This window comes from Halomarina salina, assembly GCF_023074835.1.
Classification (GTDB): domain Archaea; phylum Halobacteriota; class Halobacteria; order Halobacteriales; family Haloarculaceae; genus Halomarina; species Halomarina salina.
Map to the genome: position 1 here is coordinate 2,967,185 of NZ_JALLGW010000001.1, position 19,138 is coordinate 2,986,322.

Sequence of the window (19,138 nt, forward strand, 5' to 3'; positions counted from 1 at the left end):
GAAGCGTAGTAAAGAATTGTGGCTTACTCGCAGGCGACGGCCACTTCGCGTGTCATCTCGACTCGTTCACCGGACCCGACTGCGACGATCTCCAACACGACCGTCCGGGATTGCATCCCGTCCCCAGGGCAAGTGGCGTCGACCGTTACCGGTTCGCTGTCACCAGGGTCGAGCGAGAACGACCAGTGAGCGCCCGACAGTTCGGGGAACGTCCCCCTCCTGTCTCCCTGGAAGTCTACGGAGACGTCGACTCCAGCGTCGAAGTTGTTCCTGACCGTGAGGAGCGTCACTTCGGAGCGCCGGAGACCAGACTCGTTGGCGTTCGTCGCGTTCGTCGCGTTGCTCTGCCCCTGGTTCTCGACGGTGGTTCCGGTGCCATCGACCTTCTCGCCTCCAGTGACTGTGACCTGCTCCGGGATGTCGACCGCCAGATACGCCTCCGAGTCGTCGACGACGGACACCGACACCCCCCGGTCGGCGGAGACCGACGAGAACGCCCCCGACCCGGCGACCAGACAGACTGCCGCGAGTACCAGCAGTACCTGGTACGCCCGAGGTCTCATGGCTTCGGTTCGGTGGGCGGCGCGGCCGTCGAACCGATGCGAAGCCGTCTGTTCAGCACCGTGTGAACCGCCGCGGAGACCAGTAGCGAGGCGACGACGAACGTCAGCCACGACACCTCCGGAAGCCACGCCATCGGGGGGAGTCCGGCCAGCACTCCCACGAGCACGGCCGTGTTCACGCACCCCAGACCGAGGTAGTACTTGCTCCATGGGATATCATGTCCGGGGACCATGTCGAGGTACACCTCCAGGTCCGTCGCGGGTTCCGAGCGTGCGACGGTGACGAGGGGTCGGCCGGCGAGTCCCGACCCGGCGACCGCTGACCAGGTCACCGTCGCGCTCGGTGAGCGCTGACTCGGTCAGCGGCCCCGTCCGAGGGTTGAAATCGCTCCGCGAGGCGATTTCTACGAGGTAGGTTACGCGTCGGTAGCGAATCGTGCGGGTGACGAGCGATAACACGAACGTTTAACTCGCAGTCGAGTTAACTTTTGATAGCGAGTCACTGCCATGGACGCCATCGTACTACACAGAGACCACGACGGACCACGACGGACGACGCTCCCGCGGCCGGAGCCCTCGACTGGGGAGGCGCTCGTCCGAACGCTCCGCGTCGGCATCGACGGGACGGACTACGAGGTCCTGAACGGCGGCCACGGCGAGTTCCCCGAGGGGCAGGACCACCTCGTGCTCGGCCACGAGGCGGTCGGCGTCGTCGTCGACGCGAACGGTACCGAACTGACGGAGGGCGACGTCGTCGCGCCGACGGTCCGACGACCGACGCCGGACGGGTCGGGTCGAGAGTACTTCGAACGGGGCGAGGCCGACATGGCACCGGCGGGGACCTACCACGAACGCGGTATCGTCGGTGCCGACGGGTTCATGGCGGAGTTCTTCACGTCGCCCGCGCGCGACCTGGTCAGAGTCCCCGACCGCCTCGCCGAGTACGGATTCCTCGTCGAACCGGCGAGTATCAGCGAGAAGGCGCTCGAACACGCGTTCGCCTCACGGTCGGCGTTCGACTGGTCGCTCGACAGCGCGCTCGTACTCGGCAACGGTGCGCTCGGCCTGCTCACCCTCGGGATGCTCGTCGAGAGCGTCGGCGTCGAGCGAGCCTACTGTCTCGGTCGCCGCGACCGGCCCGACCCGACCATCGACGTCGTCGAGGAGCTCGGCGCGACGTACGTCGACTCGCGGACGACGCCCGTCCCCCAGATTCCCAGGCGGTACGAGCCGATGGACCTGGTGTACGAGGCGACGGGCTACGCACGGCACGGGTTCGAGACGGTCGAGGCGCTCGCGCCGAGCGGCGTGGGAGCGCTCGTCGGCGTTCCGTCGCCCTGGGAGTTCGAGGTGGACGGCGGTGCACTCCACCGGGACCTCGTCCTCTCGAACAAGGCGCTCGTCGGAACCGTCAACTCGAACGTCTCGCACTTCCAAGGGGCAATCGAGACGCTCGACGCGCTCCCCGACTGGCTGTTCGACGCCATCGTGACGGACGTGGTTCCCGTCGACGACTTCGAACGAGCCTTCACCGAGGACGAATCGACTATCAAGACGGCAATCGAGTTCAGCGACACATGAAGAACGTAGACGACCTCATCGAGAACGCGACGGCACTGGCACAGAAAGGACTCTCGAAGGGCGAGATCGCCGACGAGTTGAACGTCTCGCGGGAGACGGCGCGGTGGCTCGTCGAGCGAGGCGACGCCTCGACGGGCGGCCCCGAGACCGAACCCGCCCCGCGGGAACCGACCGACATCCACGTCGACTGGTCCGCGGTGGGGACCGACAGCGACCGCCTCGACTTCGTCGGGCGCGCGCTCGCAGACCTGCTCCGGGACAAGAACGGCGTCCCGGACGTCACCGTCGGCGTCGAGAAGGCGGGCGTCCCGCTCGCGACGACCGTCGCGCGCGACCTGGAGACGGACCTCGGAACCTACACCCCCCGGAAGCACCAGTGGAACGAGGGCGACATCGAGGACCTCGGCGGGAGCTTCTCGCGGAACTTCGCGCCCGTCGAGGACCACGACTGCGTCGTCGTCGACGACACCGTCACCAGCGGGACGACGCTCACCGAGACCATCTCGGCCATCGAGGAACGCGGCGGCAACCCGACCGCCTGTGTCGTCCTCGTCGACAAGCAGGGCGTCGACGAGGTGGAGGGCGTTCCGGTGTACTCGCTGGTGCAGGTCATCCGGGTCTGAGGCTCGCCTCGACTCGGGTCCCGAATCGGTCCACGGACGGAGAGCAGACGAGGGTCGCCCACGTCGTCGCTCCGCGCTCGCGCTCGCGGGGTCCTGGGTCTCAGTTCTCCGCGTGCTCCTCGTACGCCTCGGGCGTGTACGTCTTCAGTTCGAGCGCGTGGATGTCGCGCGTCATGTGGTCGCCGAGCGCGTCGTAGACGAGCTGGTGCTGCGCCACGAGCGACTCCCCCTCGAACGCGGGCGAGACGACGACGGCCGCGAGGTGCGTGTCGTCGTCCGGGTTCCGGGGGCGGAACACGTCGACCTCGGCGTCCTCGATACCCTCCTCGATGAGTGCCGCGACCTCCTCCGGTGTCATACCCGCGAGTCGGTGAGCCGACGGAATAAGCGGCGTGGCTCCGCGTCGGTGAGGCGAGCGGTCAGGAAAAAGGCGCGTCCGGTCGGGAACCGTTCTCGTCCGTTCAGGGTTTGACCTTCGACGCCCCCTTGCGGACGCGACCGGCGAGGCCACGCGACTCCTTGGTGTGGGCGTGGACCGGGAACGCGATCTTCACGGTGGTCTTGTACTGTGCTATCTCGCCGTCGATGACGTCGGCGGTCTGGTCCATAATCTCGATACCGTGGACGTCGTCGATGGTCTTGCCCGCCTCCGCGACGGCCTCGCGGGCCGCGTCCTCCCACGATTCGTCGGACGTCCCGAGCACCTGGATGATCTTCACGGCAGTCATAGGCACACCGCTGTAGGCACCGCACGGTTATCTCGATAGCTACGGTCGGACTCCGGGACGGTCTGGGGTGCAGGCCGATTCGGCACGAGTGGCGCCGACCGTCAGAGCCAGTCGTCGAGCCCCGTCTGGGTGAGCGCCTCCTCGATGCGCTCGAACCCGCGTTCGACCTCGCTCTCCGGGATCGCCCACTCCTCGCAGACGAACTCGCGGGCGGCGTCGACGTCCGGCGAGAGGTCGGTGTCGAACGCGTAGTCGTCGGTCGTCGCGGGGTCGAGGAACAGCGCGCGGATGCGGTCGGCGTTGTCGATGTACTCCTCGCGGGCGTCGAGGACGCTCCAGAGGTCGCCGTGTTCGTGGACGAGTTTCACGGCCGTCTTCGGACCGACGCCGGAGAGACCGTCGTTGAAGTCGGTCCCCATCAGGATGCCCACGTCGACGAGTTGCTCCCACGTCAGGTCGTGTTCGTCGAGCGTCGCCTGGAAGTCCATCAGTTCCGGGTCGCCCTTGCTCGTCAACTGCCGGAGCGTCAGCGGCGCACCGAGCAGGAGCGCGTCGTAGTCCTCGCTGCCGACGTAGTCGGCGTCGCCCCGGCGGACCATGTAGCTCGCCTGCGCCTCCCCCTCGGCGGGAGCCTCGACGACTGGCACGTCGAGCAGGTCGAGCAGTTCCTTCGTCGTCTCGACGATGAGCGGTGTGAGTCGCTGGGTGCGGGATTCGAGGGTCGATATCCTGGCGGCGTCACCGCGCTCTCTGGCCTCGTCGAGTTGCTCCTCGTAGCGTTCGCGCTGTTCGCGGCGCTCCTCGACCTCCTCGGATTTCAGTTCGGTGACGCCGCCGTCGAAGACGAACACCGGGGTGAGGCCGTGCTCGACGAACTTCGGGAGGCCCTGCACGACGCCGATGAGGTTGGCGACCTCCTGTCCGTCCTTCGTGTACGCGCGGTTGTTCGTGAACCGGACGGTCGTCGTGAGATACCGGTAGAGCCAGTTGTGCGCGTCGACGGCGACGACGCCCGAGACGTCGTCGAACGACACCTCCTCGATGGCGGCGAGCTGGCGCAGGTCCGCGTTTCCCATTGCCGGAGTGTGGTGGGTGGCGGGCTTCAATCCCCCGAGTGGCGACGGACTCGCGTCGAACTCGGTCGAGCAACCTACATCACCCCCCGCCAGCAACGGTCGGTATGGTCCCTCCACGCCGTCGGTTGCCCTCGGGTCGTCCCGACGGGGTGTCCGAACGGTACGTCGACGTGCTGCTCGCCGTCGCCGCCGGAGTCGCCTCGATCGTCGGATACGCGACGGGCGTGTTCACTGTCTCCGGTGGCGTCGTGGTCGTCCCGGCGACGGCGACGCTCCTCGGCGTCCTCGCCGCGGGTGGGGTCGGCTACCGGCGCTCCGGGCTGCTCCTCGCGTGGCTAGCAGCGTTCACCCCCTTGTTCACCTTCGGTGCCGAGTGGGGGGTCCTCGGTCTCTCCGGACACGACCTCGGCGAGCGGCTCGCGTTCGTCTTCGACCCGGTGTCGCTCGCAGTGTACGGCGCAACCGCCGTCGTGAGCGGCGTCACGGGCTACGTCTCCGGGTCGTTCCTCCGTGGCGACGTCGACGTACTCGGTGCCGGCGAGACCTGAAGAGCGTCCTCCACGACGCTACGCGGTGAGCTCCAGTCCCACGATACCGACGACGACCAGTCCGACGAACAGTCCGCGAGCGGCGGTCGCGGGTTCGTCGAACAGGAGCACCCCACCGACCGCGGCCCCCACCGCGCCGATACCGGTCCAGACGGCGTAGGCCGTGCCGATGGGCAGCGACTGGACTGCACGCGCGAGCAACAGCATGCTGACGAGGAGCGCGACGACGGTGACGGCGGCGGGGGCGGGTTTCGAGAGGCCGTCCGAGGCGGCCAGCGAGAGCGCCCACACGATCTCGAAGACGCCAGCGACGAGCAACACGAGCCACGGGTTCATACCGTCGGTCGTGGCGCGGGCCGTGAAAGCGCGCCGGTCCGCGTCCGGGGTCGTTCGCCCCTCAGTCACACTCCTCCGAGACGACGGTCGGCGCTCCGCGCTCGCGCTTCTCCGCGACGAACTCCAGTTCCTCGTCGGTCAGGTCGCGGTCGGCGAACAGCGCCAGTCCCTCGTCGTAGCGCGTGCGGTCGCTCGGGTGGCTCATCACCAGTTCGGCGAGGCCCGTCTCTCGGCCGGTGAATCCGAACCCCGCCTTCGACAGCGACTCGTAGGAGTACGGGTTGTTGACCGCGATGGCGACCGTCTCGTAGCCCCGGTCGTGCGCCCAGTCGGTCGTCCACGTCACGAGGCGAGTACCGATTCCCTCGCCGCGGCGGTCCCGCCTGACCGTGACGTACCGGAGGCGGAGCGTGTCGGCGTCGGTGCGGTCCTCGGAGAACGCGACGGCCGCGAGGACGCCCGTGACGTACTCCTCGCGCGGGTCGGGGAACGAGGTGGGTGCACCGTCTTCGAGGGCGACGGCCTTCCCGCCGGGGACGACGAACTTCCCGGCGTAGGCGAACTGCTCGTGGTCGAGGCGGAAGGCGGCGTCCTCGCGTACCACGAACTCCATGGGCAGTCGAGTGGTGCCGGACGGTTAGCCGATGCGGTCGGAAGCGACCGATACGAACACGGTCGCTCGCAGAGCGCGGGAGTGAAGTCCGGGCCGCTCCCAGGAGGCAGTATGGGAACGTCCACCGCCACCGGTCTCCGTGGACGCATCGACCCCTCACCGACGACGCTCGGGTTCGTGGTGGGCGACCTGCTGCTCATCGCCGTGTTCGTCGTCAGCGGCGAACTGAGCCACAACGTCGACCCCCTCACGCAGACGGCGACCGTCGTCGACACGGCCATCCCCTTCTACGTCGGCTGGCTCCTGCTGTTCCCGCTGGTCGGCGTGTACGCGGCCCGGACGAGACGCTCGCTCCGGTCTGCGGTCGTCCGCACGGCGGGCGCCTGGGTGGGCGCGGCCGTCGTCGGACTGGTGCTCCGGGGAACCGACCTGTTCCACGGCAACTTCGACGTGACGTTCCTCCTCGTCGCGACACTCGTCGGTCTCGCGTTGCTGGTGCCGTTCCACCTGCTACCGTTCGTCCCCCGTGTCGTGCGACGGCTCCGCGGCGAGTAGAAGCGCTGAACGGCGCTCGTCTCAGCCACCCGGTCAGGCCGCAGTTCGCGCGCGACTGTAGAGTCCGAACCCGAGCAGCCCCGCGACCAGGCCGAAGACGGCGAGGACGGTGAACAGGACCGGTTGTGAGAACTCCGCGAGCGCGACCCCCGCGATGGTCGCGCCGAGCGCTCCCACGCCGAAATTGCCGAGGTAGGTGTAGCCGTAGGAGAGTCCCCGCGCCTCCGGCGGGGTGTAGTCGGCGACGGTCGCCTGGTAGAACGGCTGGACGAAGAACAGGAAGAACCCCAGCAGTGCGCTCACGACGAGCAGCGGGAGCAGTCCCACCTCGGCGAGCGGGAGGTAGGCGAGCGCGATGACTCCGAGCGCGCCGTAGCCCACGACCAGACCGAGTTCGACCGGAATGCGGTCGGTGAGCTTCCCACCGACGTACTGACCGCCGACGCCGACGGCGAGCAGGCCGGTGTAGATGTAGTTCCCCGGCGCTATCTCGCGGCCGGCGAACTCCAGGGGCTGAATGGCGGCGAACCCGCCGAACAGGTCCGGGAGGAACGTGAGCACGCCCCGGTAGTAGAGCCCCTGGAGCATCACGACGACGAAGACGACGACGAAGCCGCCGACGAACAGGTGTCGTGACGTGGTGAGGAACTCACCCAGCGAGTCGACGCCGGGGTTGGCCTTCGACCCGTCCTCGCCGTCCGAGCCGCCGTCGGCCGCGACGGCCGCCATCTCGTCGACCGACACGCGCGTGGCGACGAGCGCACCCGCGAGCGCCGGGAGCGCGAGGACCGCGGCGACGACCTGCCACTGGTCGCTCAGCGCGAAGAGGAGGACCGTCGTCACGAACGGCCCGAGGGCAGTGCCGACGTTGCCGGCGGTGCCGTGGTAGGCGAACGCGTCGCCGCGCTCCTGGACGCCCCGCGTGATGAGCGAGAGACCAGCCGGGTGGTAGACGCTCGCCGCGAGCCCCCAGACGACGAGGGCGACGGCGACGACGCCGAGTTCGGGCGCGACGCCGACGACGGGGAGCGAGTCACCGCCGACGAGCCCACCGAGCGCCGGGGCGGCCCCGAGCAGGAGGAACGCGCCGCCCATCCCGGCGAGACAGACGACGATGAGCTCCTTCGAGCCGTATCTGTCGGCGAGGATGCCCGCCGGAAGCGACCCCAGGCCGAACAGCGAGAGACCGACCGTGAGCACGACGCCGATGACCGCCTCCGTCGTCCCGAACTGGGACAGCCAGATGGGGACGAACACCGGGAACGCGAACTCGTAGGTGTGGACCATCGAGTGCGCGAGCATGACGAGCCCGGTTATCGCCCGGTCGTTGTCGTTCACGCCGTATCTCCTCCCACGAGTCGTTTCAACCCGTCGGTTCGGGCAGTACGACGAAAACGCAACGTACATATCAAGAACAGTGATTGAACAGTGTTGGTGACAGTTACTAGTATATATCCCTTGTGGCTAAAGCTACCCATAACTTATGGGAATCTATTGAGTTAGATATTTCTTAGCGACAGATTAGGTCGGACGATGGATATCGGTCGATACGGGGGAAAGCTTTATGTTGAAGGTAACGCTACGTGATGATAGACGATGACTGGATACTATGATATCGTCCTCGGTCTCATTCCGCTCGCGTTGCTCGGGATCTCCGGAGGGCTCTACGTCGCTGGTTTCGCCGTCACGACTGCCGTCACGCTCGCTGGCCTCGTCGCCGTGACGCTCATCGGGCACGCGATGTTCGTCCAGACCCCGACGGACACCGTCCCGGACCGGTCGCCGATCAACGCGGACTGAGGACTCTTCGAACGCACGCCACCTCCAGTCGAGTGACCACGCTCGCTCTCATCTCCCCCTTCGTTCACCCGTTCTCTCGTTCTCACCGGTCGTGGCCACGGTGGCGTGTTCCGGCCCCCCGTAGGGGCACCATGCCACCAACGCTAAGCAGTTCGCGTCGGTCGGTACTGGTATGACGGACACGTTGTTTCTGCGGAGCGAGGACCTCGCCGGACTCGCGGACATGGAAGAGTACGTCGACGCCGTCCGCGAGGGGTACCGCCAGCAGGGGCCGGCCGAACCGCGCACGAAACTCGTCAACCAGGACCCGCCGGGGATGCTCACGAGCTACGTCGCCATCCTCCCGGAGACGGGCGCGATGGGCGGCTACACCTACGCGGCCGGGTTCGGCGAGGGCGACGTCCACTTCATGACGCCCCTGTTCGACGCCGAGTCGGGCGACCCGCTGGCGATGCTCGACGGGGCGAGCATGAACCCGTTCAAGACCGGTGCGGTCGGTGGCGTCGGAGTGGACGCGCTGGCACGCGACGACGTCGAGACGCTCGCCATCGTCGGCTCCGGGGCGCAGGCCCGCGGCCAGCTCCGCGCCGCGGCGACCGTCCGCGACTTCGCGACCGTCAACGTCTACTCGCCGACGAAGGAACACCGCGAGTCGTTCGCCTCGGAGATGAACGGCGAGGTGGCGGCGAGCGTCGGTGCGGTCGCCTCCTCCGACGCCGCCGTCGAGGGCGCAGACGTGGTCGTCACCGCCACGAACGCCAGCGAACCCGTGTTCGACGGCGACCTCCTCGAACCCGGCACGCACGTCACTGCGATGGGCCAGTACGACCCGGAGAAGCGCGAACTGGACGCCCAGACGCTCGAACGCGCGACGTACGTCCCGGACCTCCGCGCTCGGGCGACCAGCGACGCCGGCGCGTTCATCCAGGCGATGGACGAGGGGAGGGTCACCGAGGACGACATCCACGGCGACCTGGGCGAGGTGCTCGCGGGCGACGTGCCGGGGCGCCAGTCCGACGACGAGATAACGGTGTTCGACTCGGGCGGCACGGGCATCGAGACGGTCGCGTCGGCGTACATGCTCTACGAGAAGGCGTTCGGCAGCGGCCTCGGCGAGACGTTCGACATCGCGCCCGGCAGCGAGGCGCTGACCGGTCGGTAGGACGAGGTCCGGTCAGTAGGACGGCGTCTGGTCGGGGAGAGCGCGTTCCAGAGTCGGGTTCTCAGCGTGTTCTCAGAGGTACTCTGCGAGACCCAGTGCGTCGAGCAGCGGTACCCCCGCCACGAGCGCACCGAGGAGGTAGCCGGCGATAGCGCCACCGTTGAGCAGCGGGAGGCCGGCGTGTGCCCGGCCGCGCATCACGAACCGGACGAGGACGAGGAGGCCGAGGAGCGTCCCGACCAGCGCGGTCAGCGCCGGGAGCGTGAGGACGGTGTCCTCGACGAGCGGTGCGGTGTCGAGGAAGACGCCCGCGCTCACGACGAGCACCGTCGGCATCACGGCGTCCCCCAGACCGATGTAGAACGCGTCGCGGTCCTCGGGCGCGGGGCGTTCGCGAGCGCTGGCCTCGCTCTCGGCGGCCGCACCTGTGTCGCCCGTCGTGTTCTCGCCCGCTGCGGACTTCCCGCCGTCGCCACCGTCGGCCGCCGCCTCGGCCTCGTCGAGGTAGGAGTACGACCAGGTCAGCGGGACGACGAGCACGACGGGCACCTTGAGGTCCATCACGCCCGACGCGAGCGAGAGCATGTGCTCGGTGCCGTAGACGCTCACCGCGTCGTAGACGGCGAGCACGGTCAGCAGGATGAGCGCCGGGAGGAGGCCGAAGCTGATGCCGAACAGCGCCGCCGCGCCCATCCCCATCAGCACGCCGACGGCGTCGATGACGTACCACTCGGGGTGGACGACCAGCGCCACGGCCAGCACCAACGCGCCGAGCACCGCAGGACCGTTGTACCCCAGCAGCGTGAACGCGGCGGGGAGGACGACCGACAGTGCGTAGAACGCGAGGAACGTGCTGGAGAAGATGACGAGCGCCCGGATGAGCACGTCGGCGTCGAACTTGAACGCGGCGAGCATGAACGCGGTTGCGACCAGAATCGCGCCGACGTAGACGATGCTGTTCGTCGGGTCGGAGGGGTTCTCGACGGTCTGGTACCCGGCGTCGACGAACGGGTTGGCGAGGAGGAGCGCCCCGAGTTGGACCACGAGGAACAGCGCGAGCGTCGCACCGGCGGCGACGAGGGACCGTCTCATGGTCGGGAGTTCGCACCCGGACGCTTGGGCGTTGCGTTATCGCGTCTCGGAGACGGTCACGTCACAGGCCAGCGCCGTCGAGAAGGTGCGATGCTCGGCGGTCGTCTCCCGCATCGCGACGCCAACGCTCCAGTGGTTACAGTCGAACTGGTCGCTCGGGATGGAGACGGTGTGCTCGACATCGCCGAGCCGTATCTCGACCGTGTAGTCGGCTGCACTGTGGAACTGTACCGTGAGGAAACCACCCTCGGGCACCTCGTGGCTCGCCGCGAGGAGTTCGGTGTCGCCGACCCCGAGCACGAGGCGACCGTCACGAGCAGCCGCCCCGTTCCAGACCCGGAGGCTGTTGTCGTACTCCCCGTCCCCGACGGCGTACCCCTCGACGAGCGGTCCAGCGTCGGTCTCGGGGAGCGCCGAGAGACCGTGAGTGGTGTTATCCGACAGGTAAGGTCGTTCGCGGACTGTCGGCGGTGCGTCGAGGGTCGGAGAGGCGTCGGTCGTCGGTGCTGACGTGGTCGGTCCGGGTGTCTCCGAGGCCGACGTGCCACCTTCGGTCGACTCGGAGGACTGGCCGTCGGTGGAGAGACAGCCGGCGACCGACGCGACGAGCAGAGTAACGGAACGACGGAGGACGTGACGACGGGAGGGCATCGTTCCGACTCGGACGACCGATGATAAGTGCTTTCTCCTCTCAGCGAGCGTACAGGACGTTCCCGAGGAGAGTCGGGAGACGGACGCCGCTGTCCGGCGTAACGGCGAGGTAGGGCCGCGAAACGGGGCCGAACACGTCGACGACTCGGCCGACGTCGTCCAGGTTCTCGTCGAGGACCATCGTCCCGATGTCGGCGTAGTCGTCGTCGGGCGTGCGAACGACGGCGAGTCCCTGCGCGGTCCGGACCACCTCGCCGACGCGCCTCATGTGCGTAGCGCCCCGACGTAGGCGGCCACGGCCTGCAGGAGGTCGGACTTCCCCGCGTCGTCGGCGTTCTGGACCAGCACCCGGCCGCGCGTCTCGTACTCGCGCGGGTAGCGCTTCTCGCGTTCGACTACGGCGTCGTAGCCGACCTGCTGGACGGCCTTCGCTATCTCCTCGACGGTCGGGTCCGGGACCGCGAGGTCCAGCGAGACCCGGCGACCCTCCGCGCGCGACAGATTGGCGTCGAGCGCGGCGGGCCAGATGACGTTCTCGACCATGTCTCTACGTTCTCCTCGGGCGACGCAACTAGCTTTCGGGACACGCCGACCGCTTCTCGGCGGGTCGGTGGGACGGGAAGCGAGGAACGAGGGGTGAGCGCCGAGCGCAGTCAGTCGCGTCTGGCCAGCAGGGCCGCGGCGACGCTCGCGACGAGCGCTCCGACGACGCCGAAGCCGGGACCGCTCCCGGAGGAGGTGGTGGTCGCTCCGTCGCCGGTGGTGGTAGTCGCACCTTCCGTCGGCGTCTCGACTGCGGTGGCCGTCGTCGCTCCGCCGTCACTCGGGGTCGCAGTAGTGCCAGTCGTACCGTTCGCTGTCGGGGTCGCCGTCCCGTTCTCGAACGCGTCGGGGTGGAGTGCCATCGCTATCTTCCGCATCGGCATCACGACCCGTGGAGCGGCCTGGTTCATGTAGTTCGCGTTCAGCGTGAGCGTCTGGTTCTCCCGGAGGGCGGTGGTGCTCGTGTACGGTTCGGCCGTCGGGAGCGGCGCGTCGCTCGGGTGGAGGAGCCACTCGGGGTCGCTGTCGGCGACGACCTCCTCGTTCACGACCTCGTAGGAGTCGATGCCGGCGTTCGCGGCGACGTTGTCGCCGCCGGCCGTCTCGATGATCTCGTGGATGAACGTCTGACTCCCCGCGGTGTAGTTGTAGAAGTAGTAGAGCGTCCGCGGTCGGTCACGGTCCTCGACGGCCGAGCGAATCTCCTCGACGGCCGAGCGCGTCTCCTCCACGACGGCCGTCGCCTCCTCGCAGTTGCCGACCATCTGCCCGTAGCGGTCGGTCTTCTCGTAGATGCTCTCGATGGACTTGTCGGCCCCGCTCTTGTAGACGGTCAGCCCGGCGTTCCTGAGCTGTTCGACCGTCTCGTTGCCGATGGAACTCGGCGCGAGGACGAGGTCCGGTTCGAGCGCGACGACCTGTTCGACGTTCACGCCCGCGCCGTCCTCGGTCAGCACGTCGGTCTTCGCGTCCGAGCCGTTCAGGTAGGACGTGTAGGAGCGGACGGGCATCCCGACGACCCGCTCTTGGGCTCCGACCTCCCAGAGGATCTGGGCGGTGCTGGCCTGGAGCGCGACGATACGGTCCGGGCGCTGTTCGACGGTGACCTCGGTCCCGGTACCGTCGGTCAGCGTGGCCGGGAACGAACACTGCGCCTGTACGGACGATTCGACCTGTGCGGGCGAGACTGCCGCGTCGTCCGTCGCTGTCGGGCCGGTCGAGACGGCCGCCGCGGGGACGGCACCGACCAGCAGTCCGACGAGCACGGCGACGACGAGTACTGTGTGTCGTGGCTGTCGCATCGACTCTCCCTGCGAACGTATGCAACAAGTATTTACCTAATCCAACTGCGCTTGTGTATATGCAGTCGTGGGGGCGACTCGGCGCGTGGCTGGTCGGACTAGCCGCGCTGCTGGCGGTCACGTGCGTCGTCAGCGTCGCGTACGGGACCGTCTCGCTCACCCCCGTCGTCGTCGCCAAGGCGCTGCTGAACGCGTTCGCGATTCCCACGGGACTCGACGTCCAGACCGCTCGCGTCGGCGTCCCCGTCGTCGGACAGCTACCGTGGCTCACCGCCGGGCTGACGTACACCCACCCGTTCGACTTCGCCGTGCCCGAGAGCGCGCAGGTCATCGTCGTCCGGTTGCGCGCACCGCGGGTGGCGCTGGCCGCCGTCGTCGGGTTCGCGCTGGCGAGCGCCGGGACGGTGATGCAGGGGTTCTTCCGCAACCCGATGGCCGACCCCTCCATCGTCGGCGTCTCGACGGGCGCTGCCGTCGGCGCTGTCGGAGCCATCGTCTTCCCCGGCGTGGTCGCCGCGATTCCGTTGCTGGGGCTCCTCCCGTTCGTCGGCCCCCTCCAGACGTTCGCGTTCGTCAGTGCGCTCGTGACGGCGTTCACCGTCTACCTCATCGCGACCGAGGGCGGCCGGACGCCCGTCGCGACGCTCCTGCTGGCCGGAGTCGCGGTCCAGACGCTGCTCGGTGCGGTCGTCTCCTACCTCCTCCTCCACTCGGGGGAGAGCGTCGGCCAGGCGCTGTACTGGCTCATGGGCCACCTCTCGAACGCCTCGTGGGCCGACGTCGTGGTCACGCTCCCGCTGGCACTCGTCGGGTTCGCGGTCCTCGCCGCGTACGCACGCGACCTCAACGTACTCCTGATGGGAGAGGAAGACGCCCACGCCCTCGGGGTCGAGGTCGAACGGACCAAGCGAATCCTGCTGGCGGTGTCGAGTCTCGTCACGGCCGCCGCCGTCAGCGTCGCGGGCGTCATCGGCTTCGTCGGCCTCGTCGTCCCGCACGTGATGCGCCTGCTGGTCGGCCCGGACCACCGCGTCCTCCTGCCGACGAGCGCCCTCGCTGGCGGCGTGTTCCTCGTCGTCACCGACGCGGTGGCGCGGTCGGGCGCGGCCGAGATGCCTGTCGGCATCGTCACTGCCGCGGTCGGCGCGCCGTTCTTCCTCTACCTGCTCCGCAGTCGGGAGGTGCGTGCGCTGTGATTCGCGGCGAGGGCGTGACGGTGACGCTCGGCGGCCAGACCGTCCTCGACGACGTCTCGTTCGACGTCGAGGAGGGGACGTTCGTGGCCGTCTGTGGGCCGAACGGTGCGGGGAAGACGACGCTCCTGCGGACGGTCAACGGCGTCCTGCCCCCCGACTCGGGCCGTGTCCTCGTCGACGGCGAGGAGGTGGCCGCGCAGTCACCGAAGCGACTCGCCCGTCGTGTCGCGACGGTCCCACAGGACACGAGCCTCGCGTTCGAGTTCCCCGTCCGCGAGGTGGTGGCGATGGGACGGACCGCCCACCGCGGTCGGTTCGAACGGACGACGGCCGAGGACCGCGACGCCGTCGACCGGGCGCTGGAACGCGCCCAGGTCGCAACCCTCGCCGACCGGTCGGTCGGGGCCGTCAGCGGCGGCGAGCGCCAGCGCGTGTTGCTCGCCCGAGCGCTCGCCCAGGAGACGCCCGTGCTCGTCCTCGACGAACCGACCGCCAGTCTCGACATCAACCACCAGGTCCGGACGCTGTCGCTCGTCCGCTCGCTCGTCGACGAGGGGAAGACGGCGCTGGCGGCAATCCACGACCTGGACCTCGCGGCGCGGTTCTGCGACGAACTGCTCCTCGTCGCCGACGGTCGAGTACTGGCGAGTGGCCCCCCGGCCGAGGTGCTCACCGAGTCGGTCGTCGAACGCGCCTTCGGCGCCCACGCCGCGGTCCGGACCAACCCCGTGACGGGGACGCCGGCCGTGACCGCACTCGACGACGTCGAGGAGCGACCGTCCGGACCACACCCCAGCGGACGACCCGCCGAGGAGCGGTCGGACGAGCTACCCGTCGAGGAACCGTCCCACGACAGCTCAGACGACGAGGAACGCCGGAGGGAAGCGCTGACTCCCGACCGTCGCCCCGATGACGACGACTGACTCGGCTCGACCCGCCTCGACACTCTCGCCCGAGGGTTACACTCCATAGACAGAGTTATTTCTTTTACTGTATGTATCCAAAAGTTAGATGTAGTGGGAGACTAACTCGCCCGCATGGCAAACAAGCTCCTCATCCTGGTGTTCGGAGCCGTCATCGTGACGTCGCTCGTCGTCGGTGGGCTGCTCGGAATGCAGTTCGCCGGTGGCGGCGGGGACGAGGTCCCCGCGACGGCGACGCCTGCACAGAAGACGGCGGCGCAGGCCGCCACGACGACGGGCAGTTCGGCACAGTCGACCGAGTCGACTACCGACGGGTCGACCGACGAGACGGCGACGTCGGAACCGACGGCGACTCCAGAACCCACGTTCTCACCCGAGTCGGTGAACGGGTCGGCCGTCGAGCAGCACCTCCGCGTCCTCGTCAACGAGAAGGTCCGCAACGGGAGCCAGCCGCTCGACTCCGAAGCGACGCTCGAGGAGATGGCCCAGTTCCACACCGACAACATGCTCCAGCAGGGCTACAGCTCCCACGTCGCCGGTGGCTACTCGACGCGCATGCGATACGAGGAGTTCGACCGCTACTCCCACTGCCGGGTCCCCAGCGACTCCAACGCTGGCATCCGCGACGGCGAGGAACTGGAGGTCGTCGGCCGAATCTCCCTCGACTGGCAGGAGGACCCGACCGACCAGGAGATAGCGCGACAGCTCCTCGACGACCTGCGGAGTGAGGAGAAGCAGATGCAGAAGCTCGGCCTCACGAACGCCGAGACCGCCGGCGTCGGTATCAGCGTCTCCGACGAGGCACGCGTCTACGTCACCGTCGACCTCTGCTGACCACGACGATTCTCTTCTCAGCGCTCGTCGAGCGCGAACCGCACGACTGCGAACGGTCTCTCTCGCTGTTCCCGACCGCCCGACTCCGAGCGGGTACCGTCCTCGACGGCGAGCGCTCGCGCGAGCAGTCGGTGGCGCTCGACGTATCCCGCCAGGAGGTCCGCACGCTCTTCGCCGACGACGACTTCCCCGGTCGCGGAGCGTTCCTCCCCACGGTGCCACAGGAGACAGTCTCGGCGCTCCAGGAAGTTCCGCCACCAGGTGGTCTCTCGTTTCGGCGTCACGGCGACGAGCGCACCGTCTCGACGGTGGTAGGCCACCGGGAACGTGTGCCGGCGGTCGCTCCGACGGCCGACGTACGAGACGAGGACGAGCCAGCGACTCGCGAGCCAGTGGAGGCGCGACCGCAGGACCGACCGCAACAGCGGGTTCGCGAACCGCTCCTCCAGCGCCCGCTGTACCGACGAGACACGATTCGCCGCTCCCGAGTCGTGCGAGTCACCCATCTCGTCCGACAGCGACGACGCGACCCCTGAAGAAGAGCACCCTCGTCCGCTCGACGACTCACCTCCTCCCGTCGCTCACTTCGGGCGGGCGTACAGTTCCCGCGCCCGGTCCTGCGCGGCGTCGAGGTAGACGAGCGTTCCGGGCGGTTGCCACGCCAGCCACGTCGCGCCGACGAGGTCCCCGGCCGCACACGCGGTGTTGACCAGCGCCACGAACGTACAGACCGCGAGTGCGAGCGGATGAGAGACCACCAGCGTCGCCGCCAACGCCCCGCCGCTGATGAGCACGGTAGGTGCGAGCAGGACGGCGACGTTCTGGCCCCGACGGACGTGCTGTCGGAGCGGTGCTGCGTGCGGCGTCGGGAAGCCCCAGTGAATCGTGGGCGTGAGCCCCAGTAGGCGACCGGTGGCGTAGTGGACGATCTCGTGGGCCATCAACACCGGGAGGACGGTGAGGATGACGACGACACCGTGAGCGAGCGAGAGCGCCCCGACGAGCGAGTCGACCTCCAGCAGCGTCCAGAGCGCGACGGCGATGGCGAGGGCGACGAAGTCCACGGCCGCCCCACCGATGGGGTATCGTCGATACGGTTCGTAGCCACCGGGCGAGTCCACGTCGTCCATTCGAGCGAAGCGCAGGACCTGTCCCGGAAGAACGTTTTGGGTACGATGAGAGCCATCGACCGCTCGTGGGTGTCTCTCGTCGTCTCGTGGACCGCGAAACCAGGGGGTTGTCGTTCGATAGGCTGCAGAAGAACCCTCGCGACGTGGTCCCGGATGTCGGCCGGTGACCCCCTGCCACCGGCGACTCCGAATGCAACGTGTGGCGAGCGGACGTGTGTGGCACGGCCCCCTCGCCTGATTCGTCCAACGAGAGCCAACGGTATTGTTATCGGGTGACTGAACCACGGAAGTCACTGGATACTCCCTCTCACACTATCCGTTCCAGCTAGGAACGAAGACCGAGCGACGCGAAGAGACTCCTCGTATCGAGATGCGTCGCCACCAGCGACGCTGCCGACTCGTACGGCGAAGCGGGTGACTCGCCGGCGTCGGGTCGCGTGCGGTCGGCGCTGGCGAACACCGCGTCCACAAACCCCGAGCGGAGCAGGTCGTCGTCGAAGAGCCCGTGCAGGTAGGTACCAAGGACGTCGTCGGTGGCAGCACTCCGTCCGCCGAGCGGCCGTGTGACCGAGTCGGGACGCGTGTCGAGGAGACTCGTCTCGCCCATGTGAATCTCGTACCCGGTGACGTCCCCCCGGACTCCGGCGAGGAGGCCGCTGTCGCTCCCGACGACGCTCACGGTGACGCGTTCGACCCGCTTCTTGGGACCGAACCGCGTCTCGACGGGGAGGAGGCCGAGCCCCGAAACCGACTCGGGAGCGCCGGGCGTCTCGACGCCTGCGTTCGTGATTCGCTCGCCGAGCAGCTGGTAGCCGCCACAGATACCGACAACCGGTCCCGCGAAGTCAGCGAGGCGGTCGTCGAACCCGGCTGCACGGAGCGCCCGCAGGTCGCCGACCGTGTTCTTCGTCCCCGGGAGGACGACGGCGTCGGCTCCGTCGAGCGTCGCTCCGAGCGGGCGGAACTCGACGCGGACGCCAGGCACCCGCGCGAGCGGTTCGAAGTCGGTGACGTTCGAGATGCGCGGGAGGCGGGGCACGACGACGCGAACCGACCGGTCGGGCGCGACGCCGTCGTCGTCGCCCAGTACGCGCGTCTCCTCGCTCGCGCCGAGCGAGACGCTGTCCTCCTCCGGGAGACCGGGGTCGTCGTACGGGAGCACGCCGAGAATCGGGACGCCCGTCTCTCGCTCGATGGTCTCGATGCCGTCGGTCAGGAGCGACTCGTCGCCCCGGAACTTCGTGATGGCCGCGCCGACGACGCGGTCGCGCAGGTCCGGGGGCATCAGTTCGAGCGTCCCGTAGAGGCTGGCGAACGCGCCGCCGCGCTCGATGTCGACCAGCAGGAGGATGCTCGCGTCCGCGAAGCGAGCCGTCTCGACGTTCGCCAGGTCGCGATGCTGGAGGTTTATCTCGGCGACGCCCCCCGCACCTTCGGCGACGACGACGTCGTGCTCGGCCGCGAGCCGTTCGTACGCCGCGATGGCCGCCTCGCGGGCACGCTCCCAGTTCGACTCGTAGTACTCGCCCGCCGCGACGTGGCCGACCGCCTCCCCGTCGACGACGACCTGGCTCTCGCCGTCGGCGCTCGGCTTCAGCAGTACCGGGTTCGTGTCGGTCGTCGGCGTGACGCGCGCCGCGCGCGCCTGAGCGTACTGCGAGACGCCCATCTCGCCGAACTCGCCGTCAGGCGTGAGCGCCACCTGCGCGTTGTTGCTCATGTTCTGGGCCTTGAACGGTGCGACCGAGACGCCCCGGTCGGCGAGCAGTCGGCAGAGACCGGCGGCGACCGTGCTCTTCCCGACGTGACTCGCCGTGCCCGCGACGAGTAGCGTCGGCGCGGTCTCGGACGCGGTCGCGGAGTCGGTCGGCTCGGAGGGCATC

At 68.6% G+C, this 19,138-nt stretch carries 24 protein-coding genes and 1 pseudogene; 9 read left to right on the forward strand and 16 right to left on the reverse strand.

Features of this window, described 5'->3' with window-relative positions; translation table 11 throughout:
• Positions 1-23: 23 nt before the first annotated feature.
• Together MX571_RS15080 and MX571_RS15085 are read right to left on the reverse strand one after the other, a co-directional pair.
• Positions 24-563, reverse strand: a complete 540-nt coding sequence (locus MX571_RS15080; protein ID WP_247418173.1) for a hypothetical protein — start codon at positions 561-563, stop codon at positions 24-26.
• Complete coding sequence (locus MX571_RS15085) at positions 560-895, reverse strand: hypothetical protein (RefSeq protein WP_247418175.1); 336 nt, start codon at positions 893-895, stop codon at positions 560-562. Before MX571_RS15085 ends, MX571_RS15080 begins: the two co-directional genes overlap by 4 nt.
• Positions 896-1,070: 175 nt before the next feature.
• On the opposite strand from MX571_RS15085, the gene MX571_RS15090 reads away from it, so the two are divergent.
• Complete coding sequence (locus MX571_RS15090; protein WP_247418176.1) at positions 1,071-2,144, forward strand: glucose 1-dehydrogenase; 1,074 nt, start codon at positions 1,071-1,073, stop codon at positions 2,142-2,144.
• Positions 2,141-2,767 (forward strand): transcriptional regulator GfcR, encoded by a 627-nt coding sequence (gene gfcR, locus MX571_RS15095; protein WP_247418177.1) that lies wholly within the window; start codon positions 2,141-2,143, stop codon positions 2,765-2,767. Before MX571_RS15090 ends, gfcR begins: the two co-directional genes overlap by 4 nt.
• Positions 2,768-2,867: 100 nt before the next feature.
• Here the strand turns inward: gfcR and MX571_RS15100 are convergent, their stop codons facing one another.
• From MX571_RS15100 to fen, 3 genes are all read right to left on the reverse strand, one after another.
• Complete coding sequence (locus tag MX571_RS15100) at positions 2,868-3,125, reverse strand: BolA family protein (RefSeq protein WP_247418178.1); 258 nt, start codon at positions 3,123-3,125, stop codon at positions 2,868-2,870.
• 103 nt (positions 3,126-3,228) lie between these two features.
• Complete coding sequence (locus MX571_RS15105; protein WP_247418179.1) at positions 3,229-3,495, reverse strand: dodecin family protein; 267 nt, start codon at positions 3,493-3,495, stop codon at positions 3,229-3,231.
• A gap of 101 nt (positions 3,496-3,596) precedes the next feature.
• Positions 3,597-4,571, reverse strand: coding sequence for a flap endonuclease-1 (gene fen / locus MX571_RS15110; RefSeq protein WP_247418185.1), 975 nt, complete (start codon positions 4,569-4,571; stop codon positions 3,597-3,599).
• 104 nt (positions 4,572-4,675) lie between these two features.
• On the opposite strand from fen, the gene MX571_RS15115 reads away from it, so the two are divergent.
• The gene (locus MX571_RS15115) at positions 4,676-5,119 is read left to right on the forward strand and encodes a hypothetical protein (RefSeq protein ID WP_247418186.1); all 444 of its coding nucleotides are present in this window, start codon (positions 4,676-4,678) and stop codon (positions 5,117-5,119) included.
• 18 nt (positions 5,120-5,137) lie between these two features.
• Here the strand turns inward: MX571_RS15115 and MX571_RS15120 are convergent, their stop codons facing one another.
• Both MX571_RS15120 and MX571_RS15125 read right to left on the reverse strand, forming a co-directional pair.
• On the reverse strand, positions 5,138-5,455 hold the full coding sequence (locus MX571_RS15120) for a DMT family transporter (RefSeq protein ID WP_247418189.1): 318 nt from the start codon (positions 5,453-5,455) through the stop codon (positions 5,138-5,140).
• 61 nt (positions 5,456-5,516) lie between these two features.
• Positions 5,517-6,068, reverse strand: coding sequence for a GNAT family N-acetyltransferase (locus tag MX571_RS15125; RefSeq protein ID WP_247418190.1), 552 nt, complete (start codon positions 6,066-6,068; stop codon positions 5,517-5,519).
• Positions 6,069-6,179: 111 nt separating this feature from the next.
• Here MX571_RS15125 and MX571_RS15130 point away from each other — a divergent pair, with 111 nt between their 5' ends.
• Positions 6,180-6,623, forward strand: a complete 444-nt coding sequence (locus MX571_RS15130) for a DUF3054 domain-containing protein (RefSeq protein ID WP_247418191.1) — start codon at positions 6,180-6,182, stop codon at positions 6,621-6,623.
• 33 nt (positions 6,624-6,656) lie between these two features.
• Here MX571_RS15130 and MX571_RS15135 read toward each other — a convergent pair whose 3' ends face one another.
• The gene (locus MX571_RS15135) at positions 6,657-7,925 is read right to left on the reverse strand and encodes an MFS transporter (protein WP_282594668.1); all 1,269 of its coding nucleotides are present in this window, start codon (positions 7,923-7,925) and stop codon (positions 6,657-6,659) included.
• 294 nt (positions 7,926-8,219) lie between these two features.
• Between MX571_RS15135 and MX571_RS15140 the strand changes: the two genes are divergently transcribed.
• Positions 8,220-8,423: a DUF8015 family protein gene (locus MX571_RS15140; RefSeq protein WP_247418193.1), complete on the forward strand. Its 204-nt coding sequence runs from the start codon at positions 8,220-8,222 to the stop codon at positions 8,421-8,423.
• A 172-nt stretch (positions 8,424-8,595) separates the two neighbouring features.
• Entirely contained in the window at positions 8,596-9,585 is a 990-nt protein-coding gene (locus MX571_RS15145; RefSeq protein WP_247418194.1) for an ornithine cyclodeaminase family protein, read from the forward strand.
• 72 nt (positions 9,586-9,657) lie between these two features.
• On the opposite strand, the gene MX571_RS15150 is transcribed toward MX571_RS15145, so the two are convergent.
• The 5 genes from MX571_RS15150 to MX571_RS15170 form a co-directional block, all read right to left on the reverse strand.
• Positions 9,658-10,677, reverse strand: a complete 1,020-nt coding sequence (locus tag MX571_RS15150) for a presenilin family intramembrane aspartyl protease PSH (protein ID WP_247418195.1) — start codon at positions 10,675-10,677, stop codon at positions 9,658-9,660.
• A gap of 36 nt (positions 10,678-10,713) precedes the next feature.
• Positions 10,714-11,328 (reverse strand): hypothetical protein, encoded by a 615-nt coding sequence (locus MX571_RS15155; protein WP_247418196.1) that lies wholly within the window; start codon positions 11,326-11,328, stop codon positions 10,714-10,716.
• A 40-nt stretch (positions 11,329-11,368) separates the two neighbouring features.
• Positions 11,369-11,596, reverse strand: a complete 228-nt coding sequence (locus MX571_RS15160; protein WP_247418199.1) for an H/ACA ribonucleoprotein complex subunit GAR1 — start codon at positions 11,594-11,596, stop codon at positions 11,369-11,371.
• Positions 11,593-11,871: a signal recognition particle subunit SRP19 gene (gene srp19 / locus MX571_RS15165; RefSeq protein WP_247418201.1), complete on the reverse strand. Its 279-nt coding sequence runs from the start codon at positions 11,869-11,871 to the stop codon at positions 11,593-11,595. The genes MX571_RS15160 and srp19 overlap by 4 nt, the downstream gene beginning before the upstream one ends.
• A 110-nt stretch (positions 11,872-11,981) precedes the next feature.
• On the reverse strand, positions 11,982-13,172 hold the full coding sequence (locus MX571_RS15170; RefSeq protein ID WP_247418202.1) for a PGF-CTERM-anchored ABC transporter substrate-binding protein: 1,191 nt from the start codon (positions 13,170-13,172) through the stop codon (positions 11,982-11,984).
• A gap of 59 nt (positions 13,173-13,231) precedes the next feature.
• Here MX571_RS15170 and btuC point away from each other — a divergent pair, with 59 nt between their 5' ends.
• From btuC to MX571_RS15185, 3 genes and pseudogenes are all read left to right on the forward strand, one after another.
• Complete coding sequence (btuC, locus tag MX571_RS15175; RefSeq protein ID WP_247418203.1) at positions 13,232-14,368, forward strand: vitamin B12 ABC transporter permease BtuC; 1,137 nt, start codon at positions 13,232-13,234, stop codon at positions 14,366-14,368.
• Positions 14,365-15,153, forward strand: a pseudogene (locus MX571_RS15180) (heme ABC transporter ATP-binding protein); the annotation flags it as partial. The gene btuC and the pseudogene MX571_RS15180, both read left to right, overlap by 4 nt.
• Positions 15,154-15,405: 252 nt before the next feature.
• Positions 15,406-16,125 (forward strand): CAP domain-containing protein, encoded by a 720-nt coding sequence (locus MX571_RS15185; protein WP_247418204.1) that lies wholly within the window; start codon positions 15,406-15,408, stop codon positions 16,123-16,125.
• Between the two features lie 17 nt (positions 16,126-16,142).
• On the opposite strand, the gene MX571_RS15190 is transcribed toward MX571_RS15185, so the two are convergent.
• From MX571_RS15190 to MX571_RS15200, 3 genes are all read right to left on the reverse strand, one after another.
• Positions 16,143-16,631, reverse strand: a complete 489-nt coding sequence (locus tag MX571_RS15190; RefSeq protein ID WP_247418205.1) for a hypothetical protein — start codon at positions 16,629-16,631, stop codon at positions 16,143-16,145.
• 75 nt (positions 16,632-16,706) lie between these two features.
• The gene (locus MX571_RS15195; RefSeq protein ID WP_247418206.1) at positions 16,707-17,255 is read right to left on the reverse strand and encodes a DUF3267 domain-containing protein; all 549 of its coding nucleotides are present in this window, start codon (positions 17,253-17,255) and stop codon (positions 16,707-16,709) included.
• Between the two features lie 325 nt (positions 17,256-17,580).
• Positions 17,581-19,137: a cobyric acid synthase gene (locus tag MX571_RS15200; protein WP_247418207.1), complete on the reverse strand. Its 1,557-nt coding sequence runs from the start codon at positions 19,135-19,137 to the stop codon at positions 17,581-17,583.
• Position 19,138 lies beyond the last annotated feature (1 nt).

Excerpts from the sequence above, each read along its gene's own strand:
- MX571_RS15105 (WP_247418179.1), bottom strand. The coding sequence starts at position 3,495 with ATGACTGCCGTGAAGATCATCCAGGTGCTCGGGACGTCCGACGAATCG.
- MX571_RS15125 (WP_247418190.1), bottom strand. The coding sequence starts at position 6,068 with ATGGAGTTCGTGGTACGCGAGGACGCCGCCTTCCGCCTCGACCACGAG.
- MX571_RS15080 (WP_247418173.1), bottom strand. The coding sequence starts at position 563 with ATGAGACCTCGGGCGTACCAGGTACTGCTGGTACTCGCGGCAGTCTGT.
- MX571_RS15120 (WP_247418189.1), bottom strand. The coding sequence starts at position 5,455 with ATGAACCCGTGGCTCGTGTTGCTCGTCGCTGGCGTCTTCGAGATCGTG.
- MX571_RS15190 (WP_247418205.1), bottom strand. The coding sequence starts at position 16,631 with ATGGGTGACTCGCACGACTCGGGAGCGGCGAATCGTGTCTCGTCGGTA.
- MX571_RS15195 (WP_247418206.1), bottom strand. The coding sequence starts at position 17,255 with ATGGACGACGTGGACTCGCCCGGTGGCTACGAACCGTATCGACGATAC.
- MX571_RS15135 (WP_282594668.1), bottom strand. The coding sequence starts at position 7,925 with ATGCTCGCGCACTCGATGGTCCACACCTACGAGTTCGCGTTCCCGGTG.
- MX571_RS15140 (WP_247418193.1), top strand. The coding sequence starts at position 8,220 with ATGACTGGATACTATGATATCGTCCTCGGTCTCATTCCGCTCGCGTTG.
- gfcR (WP_247418177.1), top strand. The coding sequence starts at position 2,141 with ATGAAGAACGTAGACGACCTCATCGAGAACGCGACGGCACTGGCACAG.
- MX571_RS15145 (WP_247418194.1), top strand. The coding sequence starts at position 8,596 with ATGACGGACACGTTGTTTCTGCGGAGCGAGGACCTCGCCGGACTCGCG.
- MX571_RS15185 (WP_247418204.1), top strand. The coding sequence starts at position 15,406 with ATGGCAAACAAGCTCCTCATCCTGGTGTTCGGAGCCGTCATCGTGACG.
- MX571_RS15170 (WP_247418202.1), bottom strand. The coding sequence starts at position 13,172 with ATGCGACAGCCACGACACACAGTACTCGTCGTCGCCGTGCTCGTCGGA.
- MX571_RS15090 (WP_247418176.1), top strand. The coding sequence starts at position 1,071 with ATGGACGCCATCGTACTACACAGAGACCACGACGGACCACGACGGACG.
- srp19 (WP_247418201.1), bottom strand. The coding sequence starts at position 11,871 with ATGGTCGAGAACGTCATCTGGCCCGCCGCGCTCGACGCCAATCTGTCG.
- MX571_RS15130 (WP_247418191.1), top strand. The coding sequence starts at position 6,180 with ATGGGAACGTCCACCGCCACCGGTCTCCGTGGACGCATCGACCCCTCA.
- MX571_RS15150 (WP_247418195.1), bottom strand. The coding sequence starts at position 10,677 with ATGAGACGGTCCCTCGTCGCCGCCGGTGCGACGCTCGCGCTGTTCCTC.
- MX571_RS15200 (WP_247418207.1), bottom strand. The coding sequence starts at position 19,137 with ATGCCCTCCGAGCCGACCGACTCCGCGACCGCGTCCGAGACCGCGCCG.
- MX571_RS15115 (WP_247418186.1), top strand. The coding sequence starts at position 4,676 with ATGGTCCCTCCACGCCGTCGGTTGCCCTCGGGTCGTCCCGACGGGGTG.
- MX571_RS15155 (WP_247418196.1), bottom strand. The coding sequence starts at position 11,328 with ATGCCCTCCCGTCGTCACGTCCTCCGTCGTTCCGTTACTCTGCTCGTC.
- MX571_RS15160 (WP_247418199.1), bottom strand. The coding sequence starts at position 11,596 with ATGAGGCGCGTCGGCGAGGTGGTCCGGACCGCGCAGGGACTCGCCGTC.
- MX571_RS15100 (WP_247418178.1), bottom strand. The coding sequence starts at position 3,125 with ATGACACCGGAGGAGGTCGCGGCACTCATCGAGGAGGGTATCGAGGAC.
- btuC (WP_247418203.1), top strand. The coding sequence starts at position 13,232 with ATGCAGTCGTGGGGGCGACTCGGCGCGTGGCTGGTCGGACTAGCCGCG.
- fen (WP_247418185.1), bottom strand. The coding sequence starts at position 4,571 with ATGGGAAACGCGGACCTGCGCCAGCTCGCCGCCATCGAGGAGGTGTCG.